Origin of the sequence: Microcoleus sp. N9_A1 (genome assembly GCF_036701795.1) — a bacterium.
GTDB lineage: Bacteria > Cyanobacteriota > Cyanobacteriia > Cyanobacteriales > Microcoleaceae > Microcoleus.
This window is the reverse complement of the sequence record NZ_JAUBRI010000043.1, coordinates 1-20961: the sequence shown is the minus strand read 5'-3', so window position 1 is coordinate 20961 and position 20961 is coordinate 1. Positions and strand designations below refer to the sequence as shown.

Annotated in this window: 23 protein-coding genes; 15 read left to right on the top strand and 8 right to left on the bottom strand. The window is 45.3% G+C overall.

The genetic code is table 11. From position 1 onward, the window contains the following. Nucleotides 1-17: 17 nt before the first annotated feature. Nucleotides 18-230, bottom strand: coding sequence for a hypothetical protein (locus tag QUA58_RS19540; protein WP_333254714.1), 213 nt, complete (start codon nt 228-230; stop codon nt 18-20). Nucleotides 231-411: 181 nt separating this feature from the next. Here QUA58_RS19540 and QUA58_RS19535 point away from each other — a divergent pair, with 181 nt between their 5' ends. From QUA58_RS19535 to QUA58_RS19525, 3 genes are all read left to right on the top strand, one after another. Beyond that, on the top strand, nt 412-4476 hold the full coding sequence (locus QUA58_RS19535) for a HEAT repeat domain-containing protein (RefSeq protein ID WP_333395406.1): 4065 nt from the start codon (nt 412-414) through the stop codon (nt 4474-4476). Between the two features lie 70 nt (nt 4477-4546). Beyond that, nucleotides 4547-4780 carry a hypothetical protein gene (locus QUA58_RS19530; protein ID WP_333256264.1) on the top strand — a complete coding sequence of 78 codons (234 nt, stop codon included), beginning with the start codon at nt 4547-4549 and terminating at the stop codon, nt 4778-4780. After that, nucleotides 4777-5232 carry an HNH endonuclease gene (locus QUA58_RS19525; RefSeq protein ID WP_333395404.1) on the top strand — a complete coding sequence of 152 codons (456 nt, stop codon included), beginning with the start codon at nt 4777-4779 and terminating at the stop codon, nt 5230-5232. Before QUA58_RS19530 ends, QUA58_RS19525 begins: the two co-directional genes overlap by 4 nt. Nucleotides 5233-5402: 170 nt before the next feature. Here the strand turns inward: QUA58_RS19525 and typA are convergent, their stop codons facing one another. The 3 genes from typA to QUA58_RS19510 all read right to left on the bottom strand — a co-directional run bounded on the left by typA (nt 5403) and on the right by QUA58_RS19510 (nt 9632). Next, nucleotides 5403-7193, bottom strand: a complete 1791-nt coding sequence (gene typA / locus QUA58_RS19520; protein WP_333256258.1) for a translational GTPase TypA — start codon at nt 7191-7193, stop codon at nt 5403-5405. A gap of 383 nt (nt 7194-7576) precedes the next feature. Beyond that, nucleotides 7577-8242: an SDR family NAD(P)-dependent oxidoreductase gene (locus tag QUA58_RS19515; protein WP_333395402.1), complete on the bottom strand. Its 666-nt coding sequence runs from the start codon at nt 8240-8242 to the stop codon at nt 7577-7579. Nucleotides 8243-8246: 4 nt separating this feature from the next. After that, nucleotides 8247-9632, bottom strand: a complete 1386-nt coding sequence (locus QUA58_RS19510; protein ID WP_333395401.1) for a serine hydrolase — start codon at nt 9630-9632, stop codon at nt 8247-8249. 545 nt (nt 9633-10177) lie between these two features. On the opposite strand from QUA58_RS19510, the gene QUA58_RS19505 reads away from it, so the two are divergent. Both QUA58_RS19505 and QUA58_RS19500 read left to right on the top strand, forming a co-directional pair. Then, on the top strand, nt 10178-10519 hold the full coding sequence (locus QUA58_RS19505; protein ID WP_333395399.1) for a type II toxin-antitoxin system RelE/ParE family toxin: 342 nt from the start codon (nt 10178-10180) through the stop codon (nt 10517-10519). Further along, a complete protein-coding gene (locus QUA58_RS19500) occupies nt 10494-10871 on the top strand; it encodes a transcriptional regulator (protein WP_333395398.1) in 378 nt (125 codons plus the stop codon). The genes QUA58_RS19505 and QUA58_RS19500 overlap by 26 nt, the downstream gene beginning before the upstream one ends. Before the next feature lie 85 nt (nt 10872-10956). On the opposite strand, the gene QUA58_RS19495 is transcribed toward QUA58_RS19500, so the two are convergent. From QUA58_RS19495 to QUA58_RS19485, 3 genes are all read right to left on the bottom strand, one after another. Next, nucleotides 10957-11343 carry a toxin-antitoxin system TumE family protein gene (locus QUA58_RS19495; protein WP_333395397.1) on the bottom strand — a complete coding sequence of 129 codons (387 nt, stop codon included), beginning with the start codon at nt 11341-11343 and terminating at the stop codon, nt 10957-10959. Nucleotides 11344-11357: 14 nt separating this feature from the next. Then, entirely contained in the window at nt 11358-11678 is a 321-nt protein-coding gene (locus QUA58_RS19490; RefSeq protein WP_333395395.1) for a hypothetical protein, read from the bottom strand. A 78-nt stretch (nt 11679-11756) separates the two neighbouring features. Continuing rightward, entirely contained in the window at nt 11757-11984 is a 228-nt protein-coding gene (locus QUA58_RS19485; protein WP_333395393.1) for a type II toxin-antitoxin system HicB family antitoxin, read from the bottom strand. 429 nt (nt 11985-12413) lie between these two features. Between QUA58_RS19485 and QUA58_RS19480 the strand changes: the two genes are divergently transcribed. From QUA58_RS19480 to QUA58_RS19460, 5 genes are all read left to right on the top strand, one after another. Next, a complete protein-coding gene (locus QUA58_RS19480; RefSeq protein ID WP_333395391.1) occupies nt 12414-12539 on the top strand; it encodes a hypothetical protein in 126 nt (41 codons plus the stop codon). A 247-nt stretch (nt 12540-12786) separates the two neighbouring features. Then, entirely contained in the window at nt 12787-13611 is an 825-nt protein-coding gene (locus QUA58_RS19475) for a M15 family metallopeptidase (RefSeq protein WP_333256247.1), read from the top strand. A gap of 184 nt (nt 13612-13795) precedes the next feature. Further along, a complete protein-coding gene (coaD, locus tag QUA58_RS19470; RefSeq protein ID WP_333256245.1) occupies nt 13796-14374 on the top strand; it encodes a pantetheine-phosphate adenylyltransferase in 579 nt (192 codons plus the stop codon). Continuing rightward, on the top strand, nt 14257-14943 hold the full coding sequence (locus tag QUA58_RS19465) for a DivIVA domain-containing protein (RefSeq protein WP_333256241.1): 687 nt from the start codon (nt 14257-14259) through the stop codon (nt 14941-14943). Before coaD ends, QUA58_RS19465 begins: the two co-directional genes overlap by 118 nt. A 227-nt stretch (nt 14944-15170) precedes the next feature. Continuing rightward, the gene (locus QUA58_RS19460; RefSeq protein WP_333256238.1) at nt 15171-15443 is read left to right on the top strand and encodes an acyltransferase family protein; all 273 of its coding nucleotides are present in this window, start codon (nt 15171-15173) and stop codon (nt 15441-15443) included. Between the two features lie 788 nt (nt 15444-16231). Here QUA58_RS19460 and QUA58_RS19455 read toward each other — a convergent pair. Beyond that, nucleotides 16232-16963, bottom strand: coding sequence for a TIGR04283 family arsenosugar biosynthesis glycosyltransferase (locus QUA58_RS19455; RefSeq protein WP_333395388.1), 732 nt, complete (start codon nt 16961-16963; stop codon nt 16232-16234). A 229-nt stretch (nt 16964-17192) separates the two neighbouring features. On the opposite strand from QUA58_RS19455, the gene ubiG reads away from it, so the two are divergent. From ubiG to QUA58_RS19430, 5 genes are all read left to right on the top strand, one after another. Continuing rightward, nucleotides 17193-18038 (top strand): bifunctional 2-polyprenyl-6-hydroxyphenol methylase/3-demethylubiquinol 3-O-methyltransferase UbiG, encoded by an 846-nt coding sequence (ubiG, locus tag QUA58_RS19450; protein WP_333395386.1) that lies wholly within the window; start codon nt 17193-17195, stop codon nt 18036-18038. 201 nt (nt 18039-18239) lie between these two features. Next, entirely contained in the window at nt 18240-18461 is a 222-nt protein-coding gene (locus QUA58_RS19445; protein ID WP_333256225.1) for a hypothetical protein, read from the top strand. 230 nt (nt 18462-18691) lie between these two features. Further along, complete coding sequence (locus QUA58_RS19440) at nt 18692-19018, top strand: cupin domain-containing protein (protein WP_333256223.1); 327 nt, start codon at nt 18692-18694, stop codon at nt 19016-19018. Between the two features lie 162 nt (nt 19019-19180). Continuing rightward, complete coding sequence (gene fldA, locus QUA58_RS19435; RefSeq protein ID WP_333256220.1) at nt 19181-19693, top strand: flavodoxin FldA; 513 nt, start codon at nt 19181-19183, stop codon at nt 19691-19693. A gap of 126 nt (nt 19694-19819) precedes the next feature. Then, the gene (locus QUA58_RS19430) at nt 19820-20557 is read left to right on the top strand and encodes an alpha/beta hydrolase (RefSeq protein WP_333256218.1); all 738 of its coding nucleotides are present in this window, start codon (nt 19820-19822) and stop codon (nt 20555-20557) included. Nucleotides 20558-20961: the final 404 nt, after the last annotated feature.

Genomic DNA, 20961 nt, shown 5'->3' with positions numbered 1-20961 from the left:
TTATTTTGACTTCAAAATTACTTTCTTCCTTGCCAGCGCATCCAAAAACAATATAACAGAGTCAATATCAACCATCCCGACACACAGCAAAACCCAGGAAGCGCAACATCAATATTGGGTAAAGACTGGGTGTTGACTTCAGTAAATTGATTAATATATGGTTCAACAAAGTTGTCATGAGCATCTTCCAATGCTTCGCGTTGTTTGATTCTATCTTCTTGGTCGTTCATCCTTAACCAGCCTTCATTTCAACCGTATGAAGGTATGGTCGGTTTGGGGTAGGAGAGCAAAGCAATCCCCCCGGTTGAATCAGCCATAAACTTGATATAATCAACGTTAGAGCGGTTTGGGGTACGTCGTAGAGATTGCAGCCCCCCCAAAGTTCTTTTGCAATTCCCCTCCCTTGAACCCATGCCAAGCAAAAAGAAAGTCACCTATGGGCCTACTGTTAAAGAACGTGCCAAGCGCTTATTAGAGGCATTGTTGGCTTATGTCAATTGGGAATTAGAAGACGTTGGTGGAATCTCCCTAAGTCATAGATGGCAGGATGAAACTACCGAACAACCAAAATTGGTGATTGAAACGCAACTGAGAACTCTGGAATTTCTCACGGCCAAAGACAAGCATGAAGGGAAATTAACTACAAGCGAGATTAGACAGGCACTTAACGAGCATTTAAAGGATTTTTTGGAAATCCTCGAAGATAATCGTTCTAAGACGCAGGGAAAAGAAGAGTGGCACTTTACTCTGAAGTTGTGGAGTAAAGACAAGCAAAAGAATTTAGAACAATTTGAAATTGAATGGGAACGCCTGCGGCCTGAAAAATCTAAGCAGCAGGAGGAAACTCTGCGGGAAACGGTTTCTGGAAAAACTCCTAAACCTGAAGACGAAACTCTAAACTGGCAAGAAATCTGCCGCCAAAACCTCGCGCTACAAAAAGAACTCACCACCAACCTCTTCACCAACGCCTGCGGGATGACACCGCAACTCGATGGCGTTTATGTTCCCTTAGCCATTGTTGAACGCCAAAAACCCAAACCTCAGCCAAGAAATCAGCAGGAAGAACAGGAAAAGGAAACAGAAAAACTGATTCCCATTGCTGAAGAAAGGTTTTTTGAGGATGTGTTGCGGCAAGGGAAAAGCGAAATTAGTCAAGGACGCAAAATAGCGATTATTGGCGAACCGGGTGCGGGGAAAACCACGCGGTTGCAGAAGATTGCCGATTGGATTTTAGAGCAAGATTTGGGGTTGCCGATTTGGATAGATTTAGCTGAATTAGGGGAGCAAGATATCTGTCAGTATTTGGAAAAAGTGTGGTTGTCTCGGTGTCAAGGAGAAGTGACGCGCGGTGATTTAGAAGCACAAATTAATCGGGTTTGGTTGTTGCTGGATGGTGTGGATGAAATGACGCACACTCAAGGAATGCAGCAGTTGGGGAAAGACTTATTAAGGTCCTGGGTGCAGGATGCGCGGGTGGTGGTGACTTTAAGGGTGAATGTTTGGGAGGCGGATCAAAATGCTTTTTCGGGGTTTGATGTGTTTCGCAATTTGGAGTTTAATGCGGAACAAGTGACGGAGTATATTCGCCGTTGGTTTGCGGGGATGGGGGATGCTGCGACGGGGGAAAGTTTGGAGGCGGTGTTGGCAGAATCGGAGAATTCCCGTCTCAAGGAGTTGATTCAAAATCCGTTGCGGTTGTGGATGTTGTGTCAAATTTGGAGTTCGAGAGACGGAACTTTACCGGATACTCAGGCAAAATTATATGCCAGTTTTATTAAGTATATCTATCGCTGGAAAGAGCAGTTTATCAAAAGCTACGCAAAACTCTGTGGCAAAACTCAGAGTGAGTGTCAGGAACTTTTACATGAAGCGTTAGGAGAATTAGCAAAAGCAGCACTTGATGGCAAATCGAGTCGTTTTCGATTGTCCTATCAGTTAGTGAGTCAGTATTTGGGATCTCGAAGCGATGAAACGTCTTTATTATCATTGGCGTTATCTCTGGGATGGTTGAATCGGGTTGGCATCGATTTTGATGAACCGGAAGAATCTGTTTATGGGTTTTATCATGCGACGTTTCAGGAGTATTTTGCGGCGTTGGCTGTGGATGATTGGGATTATTTTTTACCTCGAAATCATGTTAATTTTCCGGTGGTGGGGAAGGAATATCGGATTTTTGAAGCGCAGTGGAAGCAGGTGATTTTGCTGTGGTTGGGGCTGGAGGGTGTGAATCGGAAGCATAAGGAAGAGTTTATTGAGGCGTTGATTGGGTTTGAGGAGGGGTGCAATAATTTTTATGGATATCGAGCCTATGTTTTAGCTGCTGCGGGGATAGCTGAGTTTAAAGATTGTTCGCTTACTGATGAAATAGTAGCAAAAATTATTGAGTGGGGTTGCGGTTATTTCGACATAGAAGAACAAGCGTGGTACACATTGCTCCATCCAATTGTAGAGGTAGCAAGAGTAGCACTGTTACAGACAAACTATAGTAGAGCTGTCAACCAACTCATTGATTTACTGAAAACTATTGAAGATGAATATGCCACTCAGAGCGTCGCTTATATTTTGGGTAAAATTGCCAAAGGGAACCCAAAAGCGATCGCTGCTTTAATCGAAATTTTTGCAGCGACTAATGATAAAAATACCCGTTTGATAGTCGCTGAGAGTTTGTGTAAAATTGACCCAGGAAACTCAAAGGCGATCGCTGCTTTAATCAGAAGTATCTCAGTGACTAATGATTCTTTTGCCCGTAGTCGAGTCACTGATATTTTGGGTAAAATTGACCCAGGCAACTCAGAGGCAATCGCTGCTTTAATCCAACTTCTCTCAGCGACTAATAATGAGTATACCCGTTGGAGTGTCGCTTATATTTTGGGTGAAATTGCCACAGGCAACCCAGAGGCTATCTCTGCTTTAATCGGAATTCTCTCAGCAAGCAGTGATGAGCGTATCCGTCCCAGTGTTGCTTACTGTTTGGGTAAAATTGACCCAGGCAACCCAGACGCGATCGCTGCTTTAATCCAACTTCTCTCAACGACTAATGATGAGAATACCCATAGGAGAGTCGCTGAAAGCTTGGGTAAAATTGGCACAGGAAACCCAAAGGCGATCGCTGCTTTAATCCAACTTTTATCAACGACTAATGATGAGGATACCCATAGGAGAGTCGCTGAGAGTTTGGGTAAAATTGACCCAGGTAACCCAGAGGCGATCGCTGCTTTAATCCAACTTTTATCAACGACTAATGATGAGGATACCCGTAGTCGAGTCGCTGAGAGTTTGGGTAAAATTGCCACAGGCAACCCAGACGCGATCGCTGCTTTAAGCGAAATTATCTCAGCGACTAATGATAAGAGAACCTGTTTAATAGTCATTGAAAATCTGGGTGAAATTGACCCAGGAAACTCAAAGGCGATCGCTGCTTTAATCGAACTTATATCAATAACTAATAATGAGGATACCAGTTGGATGTTTGCTTATATTTTGGATAAAATAGTGACAGGCAAGCCAGAGACAATCGCTGCTTTAATCGAACTTATATCAACAACTAATTATGAGTCTACCCGTTGCATGGTCGCTAAAAGTTTGGGTAAAATTGCTACAGGCAACCCAGAGGCGATCGCTGCTTTAATGGAACTTATATCAACGACTAATTATGAGTCTACCCTTTGGAGAGTCGCTGAGATTTTGGGTGAAATTGACCCAGGAAACCCAGAGGCAATCGCTGCATTAGTCGCGATTCTATCAGCGACTACTAATAAGAATACCCGTCAGAAAGTCACTCAAAGTTTGAATAAAATTGTGCAAAATGACCATATGCCTTTTGTTGTCTCAGCTTTGCAACAATTCCTGTCCAATACAACCTATGAAACCAATGTTGTCCTCTACAATTACAGCTACGAAATCATCTGGAACTGCGCGCAAAATCTGCCTTACCCAACTTTCTATCAAGCATGGCACCATCAACTCACCACACCCCATCCAGAAGTCCCAGAAACAACAGGAGTCGGTTCTACCCCCTTCACCCAAAGCCTCAATTTAGCAGATTTACCCACAATCCTTGATGCCAGACTTGCAGAAACACAATTAATCGAATCCCTACAGCTAATTTGCATCGACACCAGCAAATTCATCGACTCCCATAACCCCGCCCTCGAAATCTACGAACAATTCCTCGACCAAAACTGTCCCCAACGCCCCAACGGCGAACCCGAAACCCTCCCCCAACTCAAATCCTACTGGAATCGACTCCGCCGCCACAGCGACAAACACCCCATCCTCATCTTCTACGAAGACCCCACATCCCCCGCCGCCCAAGGTTTGAGCCCTACTTTCCTCGATGCGCTTACCCGCTTCGACGGTACAATCTGTGTCATCACCGACTCACCACATCCCACGATTCCCAGTTTCTTGCCCCAAGATCCATATTTGATCCAAACTATTATTACTTGGCTGCAACGTACTGTTTTAGAGACTTGAAGCTCGATCGCTACTAAAATAAAATCATTAAAATAAAAACAAGCGTTCACCTTTCATCAAAGTCAAAATTATGCAAGTTGTCATTCAACCTCCTACCCTCATTGAAACCGGAATTAAAGTCGAAACAGTCAATAATCGCCCTCTGTTCAAATTTACCGATCGACTTCAACTTCATCTAGAAACCCTTCTGGAAAAAAATAAGATCGATGACCTAACCGCTGAAGAACAAGACGAACTCAACGCCATCAACGAACTCGATCGCCTTTTTACTTACCTAAACTCCCTCCTCCTCGCTCAAAAATGACCATTACCGAAGCAACCCGCCAATATGTCAGACAACGGGCTAAATATCTTTGCGAATATTGTCACTCTCCAGAACAAATCAGCACCTCTCGTTTTACGATCGACCATATTAAACCCCGTTCTTTAGATGGTACGGATGATGTGAATAATTTGGCGCTTGCTTGTAGCCGTTGCAATCAACGCCGTTACAATTTTACAGTCGGTAGCGATCTAGAAACTCAAGCAGAAGTAGCTTTATTTAACCCTCGAAGTCAGCAAAGGCAAGAACATTTTATTTGGACGGAGGACGGTACAAAAATTCTCGGAGTTACAGCAATTGGTCGCGCTACTTGCGATCGCCTTGACGTGAACGACGAACGCTATCAAGGAGAGCGATCGATTCAGGAAGCACGCGGTTTATGGATTAAAGCTGGCTGTCATCCACCATCAGACGATCCCAGAGAAATGCAATAAACTATATCCATCAAAACCAAAGAAACCTGGTTTTTGGGAGTTTCTACAGTTCAAGAGAAAAACCCGGTTTCTGATTACTCGTAAATCCAACAAACCGGGTTTTTAGTAGTTTCTACTCTGCTTTATCCTTTCACCAGTAAGGTGCGCCGAAGAGCACCCTACAAGTTGTTTTACCGTTTGACCAACTTCTTAGAAAGCTTCCGCAAGCGAATTGATTTCGGTGTTACTTCCACCAATTCATCCTGACCGATGTATTCCAAAGCGCGCTCCAAACTCATATCGACTGGTGCTTGCAATTGCGCCAATTCTTCACCGCCAGATGCGCGGTGGTTTGTCAACTGCTTCGACTTGCAGATATTCAGCTCCATGTCTTCATCTCGGTTGTTTTCTCCGATAATCATCCCTCTGTAAACCTTGGTTCCAGGGGTAATGAAAAATACGCCACGGTCTTCAGCATTTTTCAGTGAATAAGTAGTTGCAATTCCTTCTTCAAAGGAAATCAATACTCCGTTGCGACGGGCGATAATTTCTCCACCGAGGGGGCGATAGTCGAGGAAGCTGTGGTTCATAATTCCTGCACCGCGAGTCAAGCGCATAAACTCGCCTCGGAATCCAATCAAACCGCGAGCGGGGACTGAAAATTCGATTTGGGTGCGGCCGGTGCTGCTGACGTGCATATCTTGCATTTCTGCTTTCCGCTGACCGAGGCGTTCGATGCAGCCGCCGACTGCTTCTTCGGGTACGTCTAATACCAAACATTCAAAGGGTTCGCAGGGACGACCGCCGACTTCGCGGAAGATTACTTGCGGTTGAGATACTTGGAATTCGTATCCTTCGCGACGCATATTTTCGATCAGGATTCCGAGGTGGAGTTCGCCGCGGCCGGATACGAGGAATTTGTCGGGAGATTCGGTTTCTTCGACGCGCAAGGCGACGTTGGTTTGGAGTTCCCGCATGAGCCGATCGCGAATTTGACGCGATGTGACCAAACTACCTTCTTGACCGCAGAACGGCGAATCGTTCACCGAGAAAGTCATCTGCAAAGTCGGTTCGTCTACCTTGATTAAAGGTAGCGCTTGCGGGTCGTTGGGACAGGTAATTGTCTCGCCAATATACGCATCAGCAAAACCGGCAACGGCAACAAGATTACCAGCAGAAGATTCTGGGATATCAATCCGCTTCAGGCCTTCAAAGCCCATCAGTTTGGTAATTTTTGATTTGACAAGCGCGCCGCTTTCGGTGATTAAGACTGCTTGTTGACCGATTCTAATCGTGCCGTTGTGGATGCGGCCGATGACGATGCGACCGACGTATTCTGAGTAATCTAAGGTGGTTACTTGCAGTTGCAGCGGTTTTTCGGGGTCGCCGATGGGGGGCGGTACGTGGTCTAGGATTTCTTCAAACAGCGGTTTCATGTCCACTGCTTCGTCTTCCAATGTTTTTTTGGCAGTGCCGTTGAGGCCGGAACCGAACAGATAGGGGAAGTCGCACTGATCGTCGTCAGCACCTAGTTCGAGGAACAGATCCAAAACTTTATCGACTGCTTTGTGGGGGTCGGCTCGATCGCGATCGATCTTGTTGACAAATACGATCGGGCGCAGTCCTTTTTCCAGGGCTTTTTTGAGCACGAAGCGGGTTTGTGGCATCGGGCCTTCGTTGGCATCTACGATCAGCAAACAACCGTCAACCATGCCGAGCACTCGTTCGACTTCGCCGCCGAAGTCCGCGTGTCCGGGAGTATCGACGATGTTGATCAGGGTTTCTTTGTATCGGACAGCGGTGTTTTTGGAAAGGATGGTGATGCCACGTTCGCGCTCGATGTCGTTGGAGTCCATGACGCAATCTGGGACTTCTTCCCCTTCGCGGAAGACCCCGGACTGTCTGAGGAGAGCGTCCACAAGGGTGGTTTTGCCGTGATCGACGTGAGCAATGATGGCGACGTTGCGAATGGGAAGACTCATAATGCGTCTGAGACGTTAAACGGATTTAACTAAAGATTTCTTAATAATTGTAGCGCATGAAGTCAAGGGGCGATCGGGCTCTGCCGAATTGAGATTTTTCCTGACCTACAGACGGCAGCATTATTACCGATCTTTTTTTAGCTAATAGACACCACTAGGGGCGATCGCCCCCGCAGACGCAACCAAAGAGCTGGCAAGCCGATCGAGCATTTACCGACTTGCCTCGAAATAAAATCCCAGCCGTGCAGTGTCCGAGAAGTGTTGCGAGCACAGGCTTAATCCAGCGTCTGCACGCCACCGCCGTTGACGAACAGCACCTGTCCGCTGACCCACTGAGATACAGCGGCAGCAAAGTAGAGAACGGCTCCGGCGATGTCTTCAGGCTAGCCCAAGCGTTGGAGCGGAGTATGGGCCAGCATTCGCTTTTCGACCTCTGGAGTCAGAACCGAAGCCAAGGCGGCCGTTCTGACAGCTCCAGGGCCCACGGCATTGACGCGAATTACCGGGCCGTAGTCGAAGGCCAGGTTTGCCGTCATGTGATTGATGGCGGCTTTGGAAGCAGCGTAGGCGCTGATGGCGGGGCTTTTATTGATGGAACTCATCGACGACATATTGACGATCGAACCGTAGCCCGCCGCCTTCATGTGCGGCGCGCAGAGTTGCGACAGTCGCCACGCGCTGAAAACATTGAGTTGAAAGGGGCGCTCGAACTGCTGCTGCGAAATCTCGAACGGACTTTCTTTGCCGGCACCGCCGCCGCCAGCGTTATTGACCAGAACATGAATGCTTCCACACTCGGCGATGGTGCGTTCCACCAAACCAATTAAATCTTCGTCACGGAGCACGTTGCACTCCACGGCCAAAGCTTTGCCGCCGCTGGCACCAATCTCATCGGCAACCTTTTGGGCGTCCGCTACTTTCAAATCGGCAATAACAACGGTGGCACCAAAATCAGCCAGCATCCGGCAACAGGCTGCACCGATGCCGTTGCCGCCGCCGGTCACGATGGCGACTTTGCCGCTCAAATCGAAAAGAGTTGTAGGCTGCATAAACTTAATTTCCTCCGATCAAATACCGGGCGACAGCTTCGTAAGCTGGTAGTGAAGTCGAATCGTTAGCGCTGTTTCCAGCGATGGGATTGGAGGCGAAACGCACGATGACCATTTCGGCTGCGGGGTCAATATAGATCGTTTGTCCGTGCACGCCACGCGCCGCAAAAGCGCCGTGGGCGTTTCCGGTATTCCACCACATATCCCGATAAGACCAGCCTGGTAATTCGGGATGGTCGGATTTGGCGAAAGCGGCTTTGCTGCCGCCGCCGGCGATATCTTCGATCGCGCGGGCGGGCAAAACCTGCGTGCCTTTCCAGCGGCCTTGGTTGCGAATCAACTCGCCAAAGCGTGCCATATCGCGCAAACCGGCGTTGTAGCCGCCACCGGCGAAGGGAGTACCCAGTTCGTCCACCGAATAGTAGCCGTCCTGTTCCATGCCGATTTTGCTCCACACGCGATCGGCCAGAAGTTCGTCCACCGACTTGCCGCTGGCGCGGGCAACCAGCCAGCCCGCTACGTCAGCGTTGGGGGTTTTGTAGCCGAAGGCTTCGCCGTGGGTGCCGGCCTTTTTCACCGTTTTTAGCGCGGCGTAGTAGCCCACGGGCCCGCTGTAATCTTGGGGTTTGGGTAACGGGTTGCCGGCGCCGGAATACTCCCAGATTTCGGCTTTGGGGTTAGCGTATTCTTCGCTGAATTGCAGCGCAGTCGTCATGTCCAGCACTTGGCGCACGGTAGCGTCGCCAAAGGCGGAATCTTTGAGTTCGGGAATGTATTCGGCTACCCGCTTGTTTTCGTCCAGCTTGCCTTCGGCGACCAAAACTGCGCCCAAGATGCCGGTGAGAGATTTCGTCACCGACATCGCGGCGTGTTTGTTGTCGGCCGCCAGCGCACCAAAGTATTTTTCATAAACGATCGAGCCTCGGTGCAAAACCAGAATGCCGTCTGTGTAGTTTTGCCACAGCGATTCTTCCCATGTCATGTCTTTAGTGGCATTCAGCGGGCGGAACGCGATCGAGTCAATTCGTGGATCGAGACGGTAAGGCAGCGGATCGGGCGCGCCTAGTCCGCGTGAAACGTTGACGGCGGGCATGAATTCGTTCATGTGCGCCACGCTCCAGCGCAGGGCGGGAAACTGGAAAAACGAGCCGTCGGCGAATTTCAACTGCTTATTTTTGGGCGCTGGGAAACCTTGCATCCAGCCCATTGCGATCGGATCGCTTTCCCGCGCGGAGAGAAATTTGTTTTCGGTTTGAGCCGAACTCGCGAAAGAAAAGACACTCATGCCTAAAAAAACAAATAAACAAACAAATGCAGAAACAGTAAATCCGTAATAAAAAAGTTTATTTTTACTTCGCATCGAAAGAAACCATAAAAAATAATGAGTCAAAGCGAGGCGCATCCTGCTTTCCTCGAAAGAAACGCTGCGCCGGCAACTAAGCCGCGCGCCGCAAATTAACTTTCTATCATAACTCACATTCGGCAATTTTTAACATACTTAAAATCTACATTCTTTACCCTACATTATCGCATACCACAATAATTACTCATAAATGTCAATTTTAAACTAATAAATGATAGTTTGCAAACAAATTTTATTCATTTAATATGCGAGAAAAAATTGTATTTGATAGCCTTATTAGTCGATAGAGACAAGTACAAAAAAAATGTGATTTCTTCCTCGTTACCAGGCTCTGCCTGGTAATGCAGATCGGGAGGCTCTGCCTCTCTTTACCCTAAGATTCGGAAAAAAAGACTTGCATTGCATAAGTCACGTTATCGATATCTAAACCGCAGATTCAAGCCCGATGCAACATAGATATATTCAGATAATTTCAGATAATTTATGATTTTTGCCAGAGGTATAGAGAAAAGTGAATTTGGTAATGTTTGGTTTTTTATTGTGAGTTAGGGCGATCGGCTAAATTTGAGATAATGGAAGCGCAACCCAGAGAGATTAAGCGTTATATCAAACAAAATGGCACAGTTCCATTTGCCGAATGGTTTGGCTCTCTGCGAGATGTTAACGCTAAAATCAGGATTGACAAGAGGCTTGAACGGGTTAGCAGTGACCATTTGGGAGACTGTCGTTCCGTTGGGGAAGGAGTTTGCGAACTTAAAATCGACTATGGCGCAGGCTACCGAGTCTACTTTGGAGAAGCGGGATCTGCGATCGTGCTTCTGCTGTGTGGTGGGGATAAAAGCACTCAAGATCGAGACATTAGCAATGCTAAAGAATATTGGAGAGATTATGAAAGACGCCAAAATGCCGGCTAGTGATAGCTATCATCCCTTTAAAATTTCCAATCTCAAAGATCCAAACTATTCTACTGCTTACCTTTCTCTAATATTTGGAGAAGAGGAAGAGGAAGATTTGGAATTAAAAATCATGCTCTCAGCTATGAGAGATATATTTGAGGCTTTGGGCGAACCAAATATGTCTGCTGATGATGCTAAATTGCATTTAGAAAAGTTAGATACTTTGTTGTCGTCAGAAGGAAGTGCGACAATTTATGCTTTGGCTAGTTGGCTGAAGGCTTTGGGATTGAAGTTAACGGTTGCGGTTGATGCAGGGGATGAGGAAAATTCTGCTAATGTTGCTGAATTGGCGGAAGTTGGTAATGTTTGATTTTGGGCGATATTTTTTCAACCGCAGATGAACGCGCTAAGAACCAGCACAATTCGGACTAAGACGTGAAACAAGCAGTACGATATTAGAACGTTATTTCCTGTTCAACTAAATCAATTAATTCTCGGATATTACGACATTGACTGGACTCGACATTGGATTCTTCACCAATATGGACATGATGCGGAAAGTTAGGTAAATCAGGAAAATGTGTCACATTATCCCAACGCTTTCTCAAGCGTTGTTTGCTGCTATCCATCCACTGATACCGATACCCCAACGTCACAAAACGCCCCTCAATTATTGTAAAAGACTCAGCAATTTCCCGAAAGTCACTATTGCTCAAAGTCAAACGTGCCCGGAAATATCCTCTACCCAAAAAAGTCCGTTCATCAATAATCTCAATTGATCTAATAGCTGAACTTGCGTTAAGTTTCACCTTGACCGTGTTAATATACTCTTCAAGTTCCATTCAGGGCATTTCCTTTAGCTCTGTTGAGTCTCAGGTGATGTTAATTTTTGCTTGCCCGCCTTCCACATTTCATAAAAAACACTCCATTCAAAGAAATCCATACTATCTCCTAATTCTCCTGCCCGAAAGCGCGGATAAAAATCATCCGATCGCATTTGATATTGATCTTCAAAAGCTTGCAAGCGATTCTTTAACTCTAAAATATCTTGTGGGATTGTCGGAGCATTTTTAGAAGATAATTCGGGAATCTGAATTTGGGATTCTAGAAGTTGCCTTTCTGACTCAGAAAGGGATAGAATGATTTGAGCTAAAGATTCAACTAATTTCACATTCATTGCTGTCGTCCTTCTGTCAAACTCCGACTTGATTTTATCTAATCTTCTGCCAATTGAGGGAATGTGGATACAGATCAATTATACTAATTGTAACAGTTTGGCAAAGGTTTGAGGTTCTGGTAAAGCTTTTCCTTCTTCCTGGGAAGATTCTATTAATAATTCTAACACTTCTTGGGCATTGGTGAGAGCTTCTTCATAGGTGTCTCCATAAGTGTGACAAAAAGGCTCCCACTCTGGAAGACTGGCAACGAAACAATTATCTTCTTCTGACCATTGGATTAAAATAGTGTAGCGATATTTAATCATGATTGTTCCTCTTGTTCTCGAATTTGCTCTAGCTTTTGCAGGGACAGGCTAACATCTATTTCTTGGTAAGGCTTAGCATCAGCCCCATCATTGCCGGATAAAATAACTGGCTCGGCTAGAAGTGCATGAAACTATTTAGTATGGCTTCCCTTACCAGAGCGATATCTAAACCCAGCTTTTAGCAGCAGGCTTTTTAATTGTCGAATTTTTTAGGCATGAATCTCTAAATAATAGCAAAATTGATTTAAGTCGATTGCATCTGCTTGGCTTCGGAGTTTTTTTTGATATCATAGTGATTGGATCTGATTTAACTAGGTGTTTCTCATTTCATGGGAGTTTGTCTAGTTGAGAGATTGCCGTTGAGTTTCAGTCATGCCGGGGGACGATCGCCCTTTAATATGTAATTACTCTCAGGCAAATACTTGCCATGTGTCAAGAATCGAATCGGTGAACACCGTCAAAAATTTAGCCCGATCGCCCAATCTGACAATGGCTGACATCGGTGCTCTGCTAAAATTGGCACGGACGTTTGATGTGCCGATCGCAGAATTGTGAGATTTTGTCGAATAAGTAGCAAATTACACTTAAGTCGAATAAGTAGCAAATTACACTTAAAATTAACTAGCGCCACTTGCGCCAACCAGTGCGAGATCCGCGGGCGATTTGAAAACTGGCGGATGGGACAAAGCCCAGTCAGAAAGAGATCGTATATTCTCAGCGGGAATTGTGGATGTGCGATCGCGCGCAATCGGTCTACAATTTGTAACGTTGAGCCTTATTGAAGTGCAGGAGTGGAGCTGGCTTGGATAACGCTAGTCTGTCGAGAAAAACCCCGCAAGCCTCGGAGCTTGCCGCTGACGAAATTCCAGAAGCAGTGCGAGACCACCCATACCCAGAAGCAGGATCGAGCCAGTCCCAGAAAAAAGGGCTGATTTGGAAACTGCTAGGGTTGGGCGCTGTCGCCTTTGGAGTCAGCATTTGGCTGCACTTCAACTTTAACTTTTTCCCAGCAACCAGTCGGGCACAGGAAACTCAACAAAACCCAGCAGCGGCGAGCTCGCCGTCTGGAGCGGCCGCGAGTCCAGCCACCAACTCAAAACCCGCAACCCCAGACAACCTGCTGGGACACTTGCCTTACCCAGAAGCACCAGCCTCAGACTTGGTAAACGTCACTTCCGACGGTGGCATCAAACTCCGCAAAACCGCAGCAGCAAAATATCAAGAAATGGCTAACGCCGCTGCCGCATCAGGGATCTATTTCGCTCCCATATCCGGCTTTCGCTCCGTGGAAGACCAACAGCACGTATTTTTTGACGTAAAAGCCGAACGCAGGCAAAATGCCACCAAGCGAGCCGAAGTCAGCGCCCCTCCTGGATATAGCGAACACCATACAGGTTACGCGATCGACATCGGCGACGGCACCGCCCCGGAACACAACCTCAGCCCCAGTTTTGAAAATACCCAAGCATTCAAGTGGTTAGAAGCCAACGCCGTCGCCTTCAGCTTTGAAATGTCCTTCCCCAAAAACAATCGCCAAGGCGTCAGTTACGAACCTTGGCACTGGCGGTTTGTCGGCGACAAGCAAAGCCTCGAAACTTTCTACAAAGCTCATTCCATGAAAAAGTAGAAGTCAGTTGTCAGTTGTCAGTTGTCAGTTGTCAGTTGTCAGTTGTCGGGAGAATAAAGGAAGATTTTCGTAATTCTCCCCCTCTCCCCACTCTCCCCCTCTCCCCCTCTCCCCACTCTCCCACTCCCCGCACTCACCCGCTCCTCCACTCCTCCACTCTCCCCCACTCCGTTGAGCCAAACTAGTGATTGCAATCTATCCAGGCAGCTTTGACCCCATTACCTTCGGTCACGCAGACATTATCGAGCGGGGATCTAAACTATTTGATAGGGTAATTGTTACGGTAGTCAGAAACCCCAGCAAAACCCCTCTCTTCACCGTAGAGGAACGGATCGAGCAGATCCTGCGCTCTACCCAACACTTGCCAAATGTAGAAGTAGACAGTTTTGAGGGTTTGACAGTAAACTATGCTAAGATTCGACAAGCCAAAGTGCTGCTGCGGGGGCTCCGGGTATTAACAGATTTTGAAATGGAACTCCAGATGGCCCACACCAATAAAACCCTTCTGGGTGAAATTGAAACAGTTTTTTTGGCAACTTCTAACGAGTACAGCTTTTTAAGTAGTAGTGTAGTTAAAGAAATAGCCAAGTTTGGTGGCTCCGTAGATCATCTTGTTCCGAAACACGTCGCCCTAGATATTTACAAATGTTACGCCAGCAGGAACCAACTCGCATCGAACCCGACACTACCGGACGCGGCACTGAGAACGAACCCCCTCAGAACACAGCCGCCTTCGGAGACCCCACCCGAACCGCAGGAGTAGACATCCAGCGGGAATTGAACAGGCTTGAGGAAATTGTTCTCGACAGCCCGCGAATTCCCATGACCAGACGCACTCTGGTGGATGAAGAACAGTTGCTCGATCAGTTAGACTTGGTGAGGCTAAATTTGCCGATCGCCTTTGGGGAAGCCGAGACGATTATCCGGCACAAGGACGACTTGCTTCAAGAGGCGGAACTCTACGCTCAGGAAGTGATAGAAGCAGCAGAACAGCGAGCTGCAGAACTTTTAAACGATATGGGCCTGCTCCAGCAGGCGAAGATAGAAGCAGATCAGTTGCGACAGCAAGTTTTGCTCGACTGCGAGGCTATTCAGCAGGCGACGCTGGCGGAAGTCGAACAAATTCGCTACCAGGCTCAAGAGGAATTGGAAGAGATGAGAGTGAGAGCGATGGCGGAATGTGAGGAAATTCAAAACGGAGCCGATGATTATGCCGACCAAGTGCTCGATAATATAGAGCACAAGCTGAGCGATATGCTGCGCGTGATCCGCAACGGGCGCGATCGGTTGGATAATGTTTCTGCGTCGCACATCCATCACAACAACGGTTAGCCCACAGTGAACTCATTGCTTGAACATTTCTAAAAGTCTACCTAATTTAGGTAGATTTTTTTTCGCAATAGTCTCTATAGTCTTTATTCCTCAATCCCAGCACTCGGTGACTTATTTTTGCCGAGATAAGTTGTGTGAAGATAGGAGCAAATATAACATTTTATGATATTGCACTCATCATAAAAATTCCTAATTTGATTCAAATTTTTACAATCTAATTGTTACCAATGCAAAAAGTTTCTAATCGGTTCGCTGAATTTGATTTGATCCGAGCTTTAGCGATCGTCAGTGTTGTGATTACTCATGCTGGGTTCTTTGCATTTCGCGATCGCAGAATTTTATTTGTGGCGATCGATACATTTCAACTATTTTGCGTACCTGCATTTTTACTGTTGAGCGGTTTTTTTCTCACCAACAAACTGGAAAATCAACATAATCCCGCACTGGTAGTCAAAAAAAGACTGTCAAAAATTCTACCCCCTATCTGTTTTGGTCAGTAGCTTTGTACATCTTAAATAATTTGGGAGAAATCCAAAAATTTGATTTACTTTCATTACTCAGAGATATCTTGACGGGTTCAGTGATGCCTCCCTATTACTTCATCGTTGTGATTGTTCAATGCTATGGCTGGTGGTGGCTTCTCGTGAAATTAAGATTTTTAGAACCCAGAAAAGTTTTGGCTTTGGGCTTAACAATTCCAACAATTTTTACAATCTTCTTCTACTTAACCGCTTTCCAATACATATCAATACCTCTACCTTTGATGGAGCGCTGGATTTTCAGTTGGATTTTGCCATTTTTAACTGGTCTATTTTTGGGCGGTTCGTATAACATAATTCAACTCTCGAACGCAGAAAAATGCCAATTTTAGGAGAAACTATCCTTTTTAATCTAGCTAGCATTTGGGAATATTACCTGAAAAGTGGAGTTAATTCGGAGGCATGGTTTCTCCGATCTTTTTTTAAACTATCTGCTCAAGGATACGCAATTTTGTTCGTATTATCGATCCTCGCATTTTCTAAGAGTATCGCACTTCCCAGTAGAGCATCTGGGTTAGTCAAAATATTGGCTGCTTATTCATTCCCTATATATCTCCTGGATTCGGCAGTAGTGAAATATGTTTTGTTAGTGTTTTATAAGTTTATTGACCCGGTAAATCCGCTGGTGAAGCTCGGCTTTTTAGTTACGGGGAGTTTGTTAGGTTGTTGGGCGATTATTTACCTGTTGTAAAAAGTTTTGCCCAAAAATTACAGGCAGTACAGTTTGGGAATTTAATCAAATTTTATGTTTAGCGGATGTCTTCATAAAACTGATTGAGATACCTTGGGGAAACGCCAAAACCCCACAAAAAACCAATCGAAAGATAGATCGCAATAGCTTTTAATTCGCCCCAGTTCGCAACTCGACGATCGCTACTTTCCACCACCCGATTGACTAACTTAAGTCTCCCCCGTCGCACTAACTTCAAACACAAATCCGCTTCCTCCATAATTGGCAGCGCGGCATCGAAACCGTCGCATTCCCAAAAGTCCCTACGGCGACAAAAAATAACTTGGTCGCCAAACAGGAGGCGCAATCCTTGGACAAATAAATGAGGTCGAAATAACAGCGGCGCGTAATAAGTTTTCAGGTAATTGTGGAGAGAAAAACCCCATCTTGTTTGCTGCGAACCAGCCATCAGAGAGATAAACCCGCCGCCCGCAATTTCGGCATCGGACAATGTTTTCTGGATGACTGCTACAATGTCGTCGGGAACTAAAGTATCGGCGTGCAGAAAGCATAGAATTTCACCGGTGGCGACTTGAGCACCTAAGTTCATTTGCAGGGATCGTCCGGCTATACTGCTATAAATAACGCGGATGCCGGCGGAAAGTGCGATCGCCACTGTTTCGTCTTGACTACCGCCGTCTACCACTAATACTTCCCAAGCCGGAGGATTGAGAATGCTGAGTTGGCGCAAGGTGCGTTCCAGACAAGTCGCTTCGTTGAAGGCGGGGATGATAATAGAAACGCGATCCATCTCGTTGAAATTTGTGCCAAAAGTATTATAATAAAAAACTGTGGCGATTCGCAACTAACAAGAAAATACAACTTACGCGCGCGGATTCAAAAACCCGGTGTCTGCCTGCGAACTCGTCACCAAACCTCGGATTTGTCACAGAAACCGGGTTTGTTAGAGTCATTCCTCTAAAATCAGGAAAAAGTGCAAGCGCCCTCTATATTTTCCACTAATCAGGACGGAGAAAATCGTGCAAAAAACAGAAGTAAAAAACGATTTAGAATTTTACGAAGAAAATGCTGATAATTGGTGGGACGAAAATGCGAAAATTTATGCTTTATACCATCTAAATAAACCTAGATTTGAGTTTTTCGACAGACACGCGACGAATTGGCGAGGGCTGAAAACCTTAGATGTTGGGTGCGGCGGCGGTTTTTCTTGTGAGTTTATGGCCGAGAGAGGCGCTGTGGTTTCTGGAATAGATCGATCGCAAAAATGTATTGTAGCCGCTCAAAATCACGCAGTTACTAGCGGTTTTGAGATTGACTACAGGCAAGGTTTTGCCGAAAATATGCCCTACGAAGACAATACCTTTGATGTTGTAATCTGCGTGGATGTTTTGGAACACGTTGCCGATTACAAAAAAGTTGTGTCTGAGGTTCACAGGATTCTTAAGCCTGGGGGATTGTTCTTTTTTGACACAATCAACCGAACTTTTTCCTCCCAAGTTGTGATGATTGGGCTGATGGAAAATATTTTGCAGGAAATTAAGCGGGGCGTTCACGATTGGGAAAAGTTTATTACCCCGGAGGAACTGTCTGCGGTAATGCGCGATACGGGTTTTGGCAAGATTGAAATTAAAGGTTTTGATATGTTTGGGGAAATGGGCGCTATTTTAGCCGAGATGCACGGTTTTTGGGGGAATTTTACAAGTGGAAAGCAGCTATTTCCTTCGAGGGCAGTTTTCAAACAAGCAGCTCAACTGTTAACAGTTAATTTTGCTAACTATGTTGATTACAAAAAGTCTGGGTTGTTTAAAATCAAAATTAATGAGGATACGTCGATTATGTATGTTGGCGTAGGGGCGAAGAATTAGTCGGTTAATTGTTAATTGTTGTCATTTGGGGCGAGTTGGAGACGGATTTTTGCGATCGACAAATCCGTCTAAAACCCGCCTCTATTGTATTTCATTCCTGGACGCAAAACCTCTATTTGTAGGGCGATGCACACCCCACATTATCCCTGTGAGTAGCGGGTCATTTGACGTTCGGATTTTTCAAACTTCAAGCAAGGAAAATTGCTTTGGCAAGCTTGGCTTCAAACTCAAAACGCTGAAACTTGGTCAACCGATGCTTGCGGCACATCCGAAAAACTCAACTGGTACGCACTGCACACCTACAAACTACGATATTACAAGCGTTTGAGGGATTTTTTGACCACCTTGATAGGTATGAGCGCTGATGGCGAACCTTACTCTATTAGCCCTACAAACCTAATTTCCCGAACTAACTGCAAATAACTAGCAAGTATTTTTAAAGTTAAGCCATCGCGCCTCTGAGTTCGACAGCCCAAAATTACCGCCATGTCTGAATTTAGGACTGCCATCTCTGCGCGTATACCTAGCTTGACAGCTTTTTGTAATAAATCTTAATATTAAATTATTGACACTTACTCTGAATTACATGGTAGCTTATTGAATATTAATTGCAATAACTGCCGGAAGTTAACAGTACCTGGAGGTCAATCACCGTGACAGCAGCAATAGTTTCCGCGTCAGCCTCGCGAATCAGCGACGGACAACCAGCCGACAGCCAAAAACTGATGAGTTTGGGTAAAAATTCCGAAATACCTGACCTCGATAACTCCAAAGATGTAACCCTCGCCGTCTTAGAAGGAGTGGGAACTCTCACGGTGTGCGATCGAACAGTCACTTTAACACCGGGAGTATTTGTGTTTATACCCGCCGGCATCCCGCGCAGTCTAAAAGTACAAACGACGCTGAATTTGTTACTAATTGACTGCGAACCAGACCCCGATCTGAGCGAGTCAGCTTGGTTAATGAATTTTCAACTTTAAGCAGATGAAAAAACAGTGTCCTTGCTGCCTAGACTCGTTAATTTCTCAGGTTAGCCACAATCGCGTCTATTGGTTTTGTCTGAATTGCAGGCAAGAAATGCCAAATTCTGACTTAAAAAAAAGAAATCTCAAGCACTATCAAATTTCACATTCGGAGTAAAAATGTCAAAAGCAATTGGTCTTTTCTACGGAACTACAACTGGGAAAACTGAGTCTGTAGCTGAAATGATTCGGGATGAATTTGGCGGCGATATCGTGACATTACACGAGATCGGCAGTGTTGAAAATGATGATTTTGACGAATACGAATGCCTGATTATCGCTTGTCCCACTTGGAATATCGGCGAACTACAAAGTGACTGGGAAGGTTTTTTTCCAGAACTAGATGATATTGATTTTAGCGGCAAAAAAGTAGCTTATGTGGGAACTGGCGACCAAGAAGGCTACCCGGATAATTTTATGGATGCCATGGGGCTTCTGGCTGAAAAAATTTCCGAACAGGGCGGCGAAACAGTTGGTTATTGGCCGGTAGACGGCTATGATTTTAATGAATCTAAAGCTGTCGTTAATGGCAAGTTTATCGGTCTTGCTATTGATGAAGACAACCAATCCGATCTGACGAAAGCGCGCATCAAATCTTGGGTATCTCAACTCAAGAAAGAATTTAGTTTATAGACTTGACGGTAGGGCGGGTTTTGTAATGGGATGATGTGGGAAAATCCGAATAACGCAATCAACCCGCCCCGAAAATCTAGCAGATAAATTATGATTGTTAATCACTCTATTTCCAACTTAAAATAAATGAAATTTAGTTCAGATGACGTGCTTTGGTTAAGTGTAAGTCCGAGTTTGCAATTTTTTGATCGCTCCCTGCTTTCCTACTTAAATGATTCTGTACCGGTGCAAATATGGGAATACCAACAAACTGAAGACGAAGCTTGCTCTTTAGATATGGCTGTTGAGCTTTTGCACGATTTTTTAACATTGCGCGATCGCCCAATTCATTTAATAGGCCACAGTACCAGCGGATTAGTTGGTTTAATGTATGCGCGGCGCTATCCTCACAAAGTTAGTTCTTTGGGACTTTTAGCTGTCGGTTTGCCATCTGCTGTTAATTGGCAAGCACATTACTATACCTATCTTTCTGCTTTTCCCTGGAGTAGCAAACAAGTTTTAACTCAAATGGTTGGCGATATGGTGGGATTCCAAAATCAAATTATCCATCAAAAATTTATATCATATTTTGAGGATGACTTAGCCTGTTCTCCTTCTCCTCACTCTCTATTTAGGATGAGTAATTCCCGCGATGAAGGTGTAGAAGTACCTTTGTTGATATGCAGTAGCAAAACAGATTTTGTGGTATCTCCTATTGTCATACGCCGCTGGTCGAAATTTCTTAAAAAAGGCGATCGGCTTTGGGAATGTCAAGACGGTAGGCATTTCTTTCACCACTTCTATCCAGAACAAGTCGGTGAAGAAATACTGAATTTTTGGCTATCTCTACACAGTCGGCAACTGATTTTAGACTTGAAGTTCTAGATTCTAGATCGCAACTATTAAGATAAATATCTAACAAGTTTTGGGTACTAAAAGCAGTCTGCTCGCCAGACTGCTAAAATTCACTACAGCCTAAATTCTTTATATATCAAGGATTGTTTGCACTAGTGGCTCCCAGAAATCACAATTTACGGTTAATGTACTATTATAAATTAATGACTATTATTATTAATAACTCATTATGAAAAATCTAAGAAGTGCGATCGAGGGCGACAACAGCTCAACCAAGATCCCGCCGTACTTTCGAGTACCGCTGAGCCTCAAAATTATCGTGCCGTTTCTAGGTGTATCCGTCACTCTATTATTATTAGGAATGAAAATTTAATAACATCAGCGATGTATAATAAATAAATGAGTGAATATGAATAGGTTTAGGTTTCGGTAGA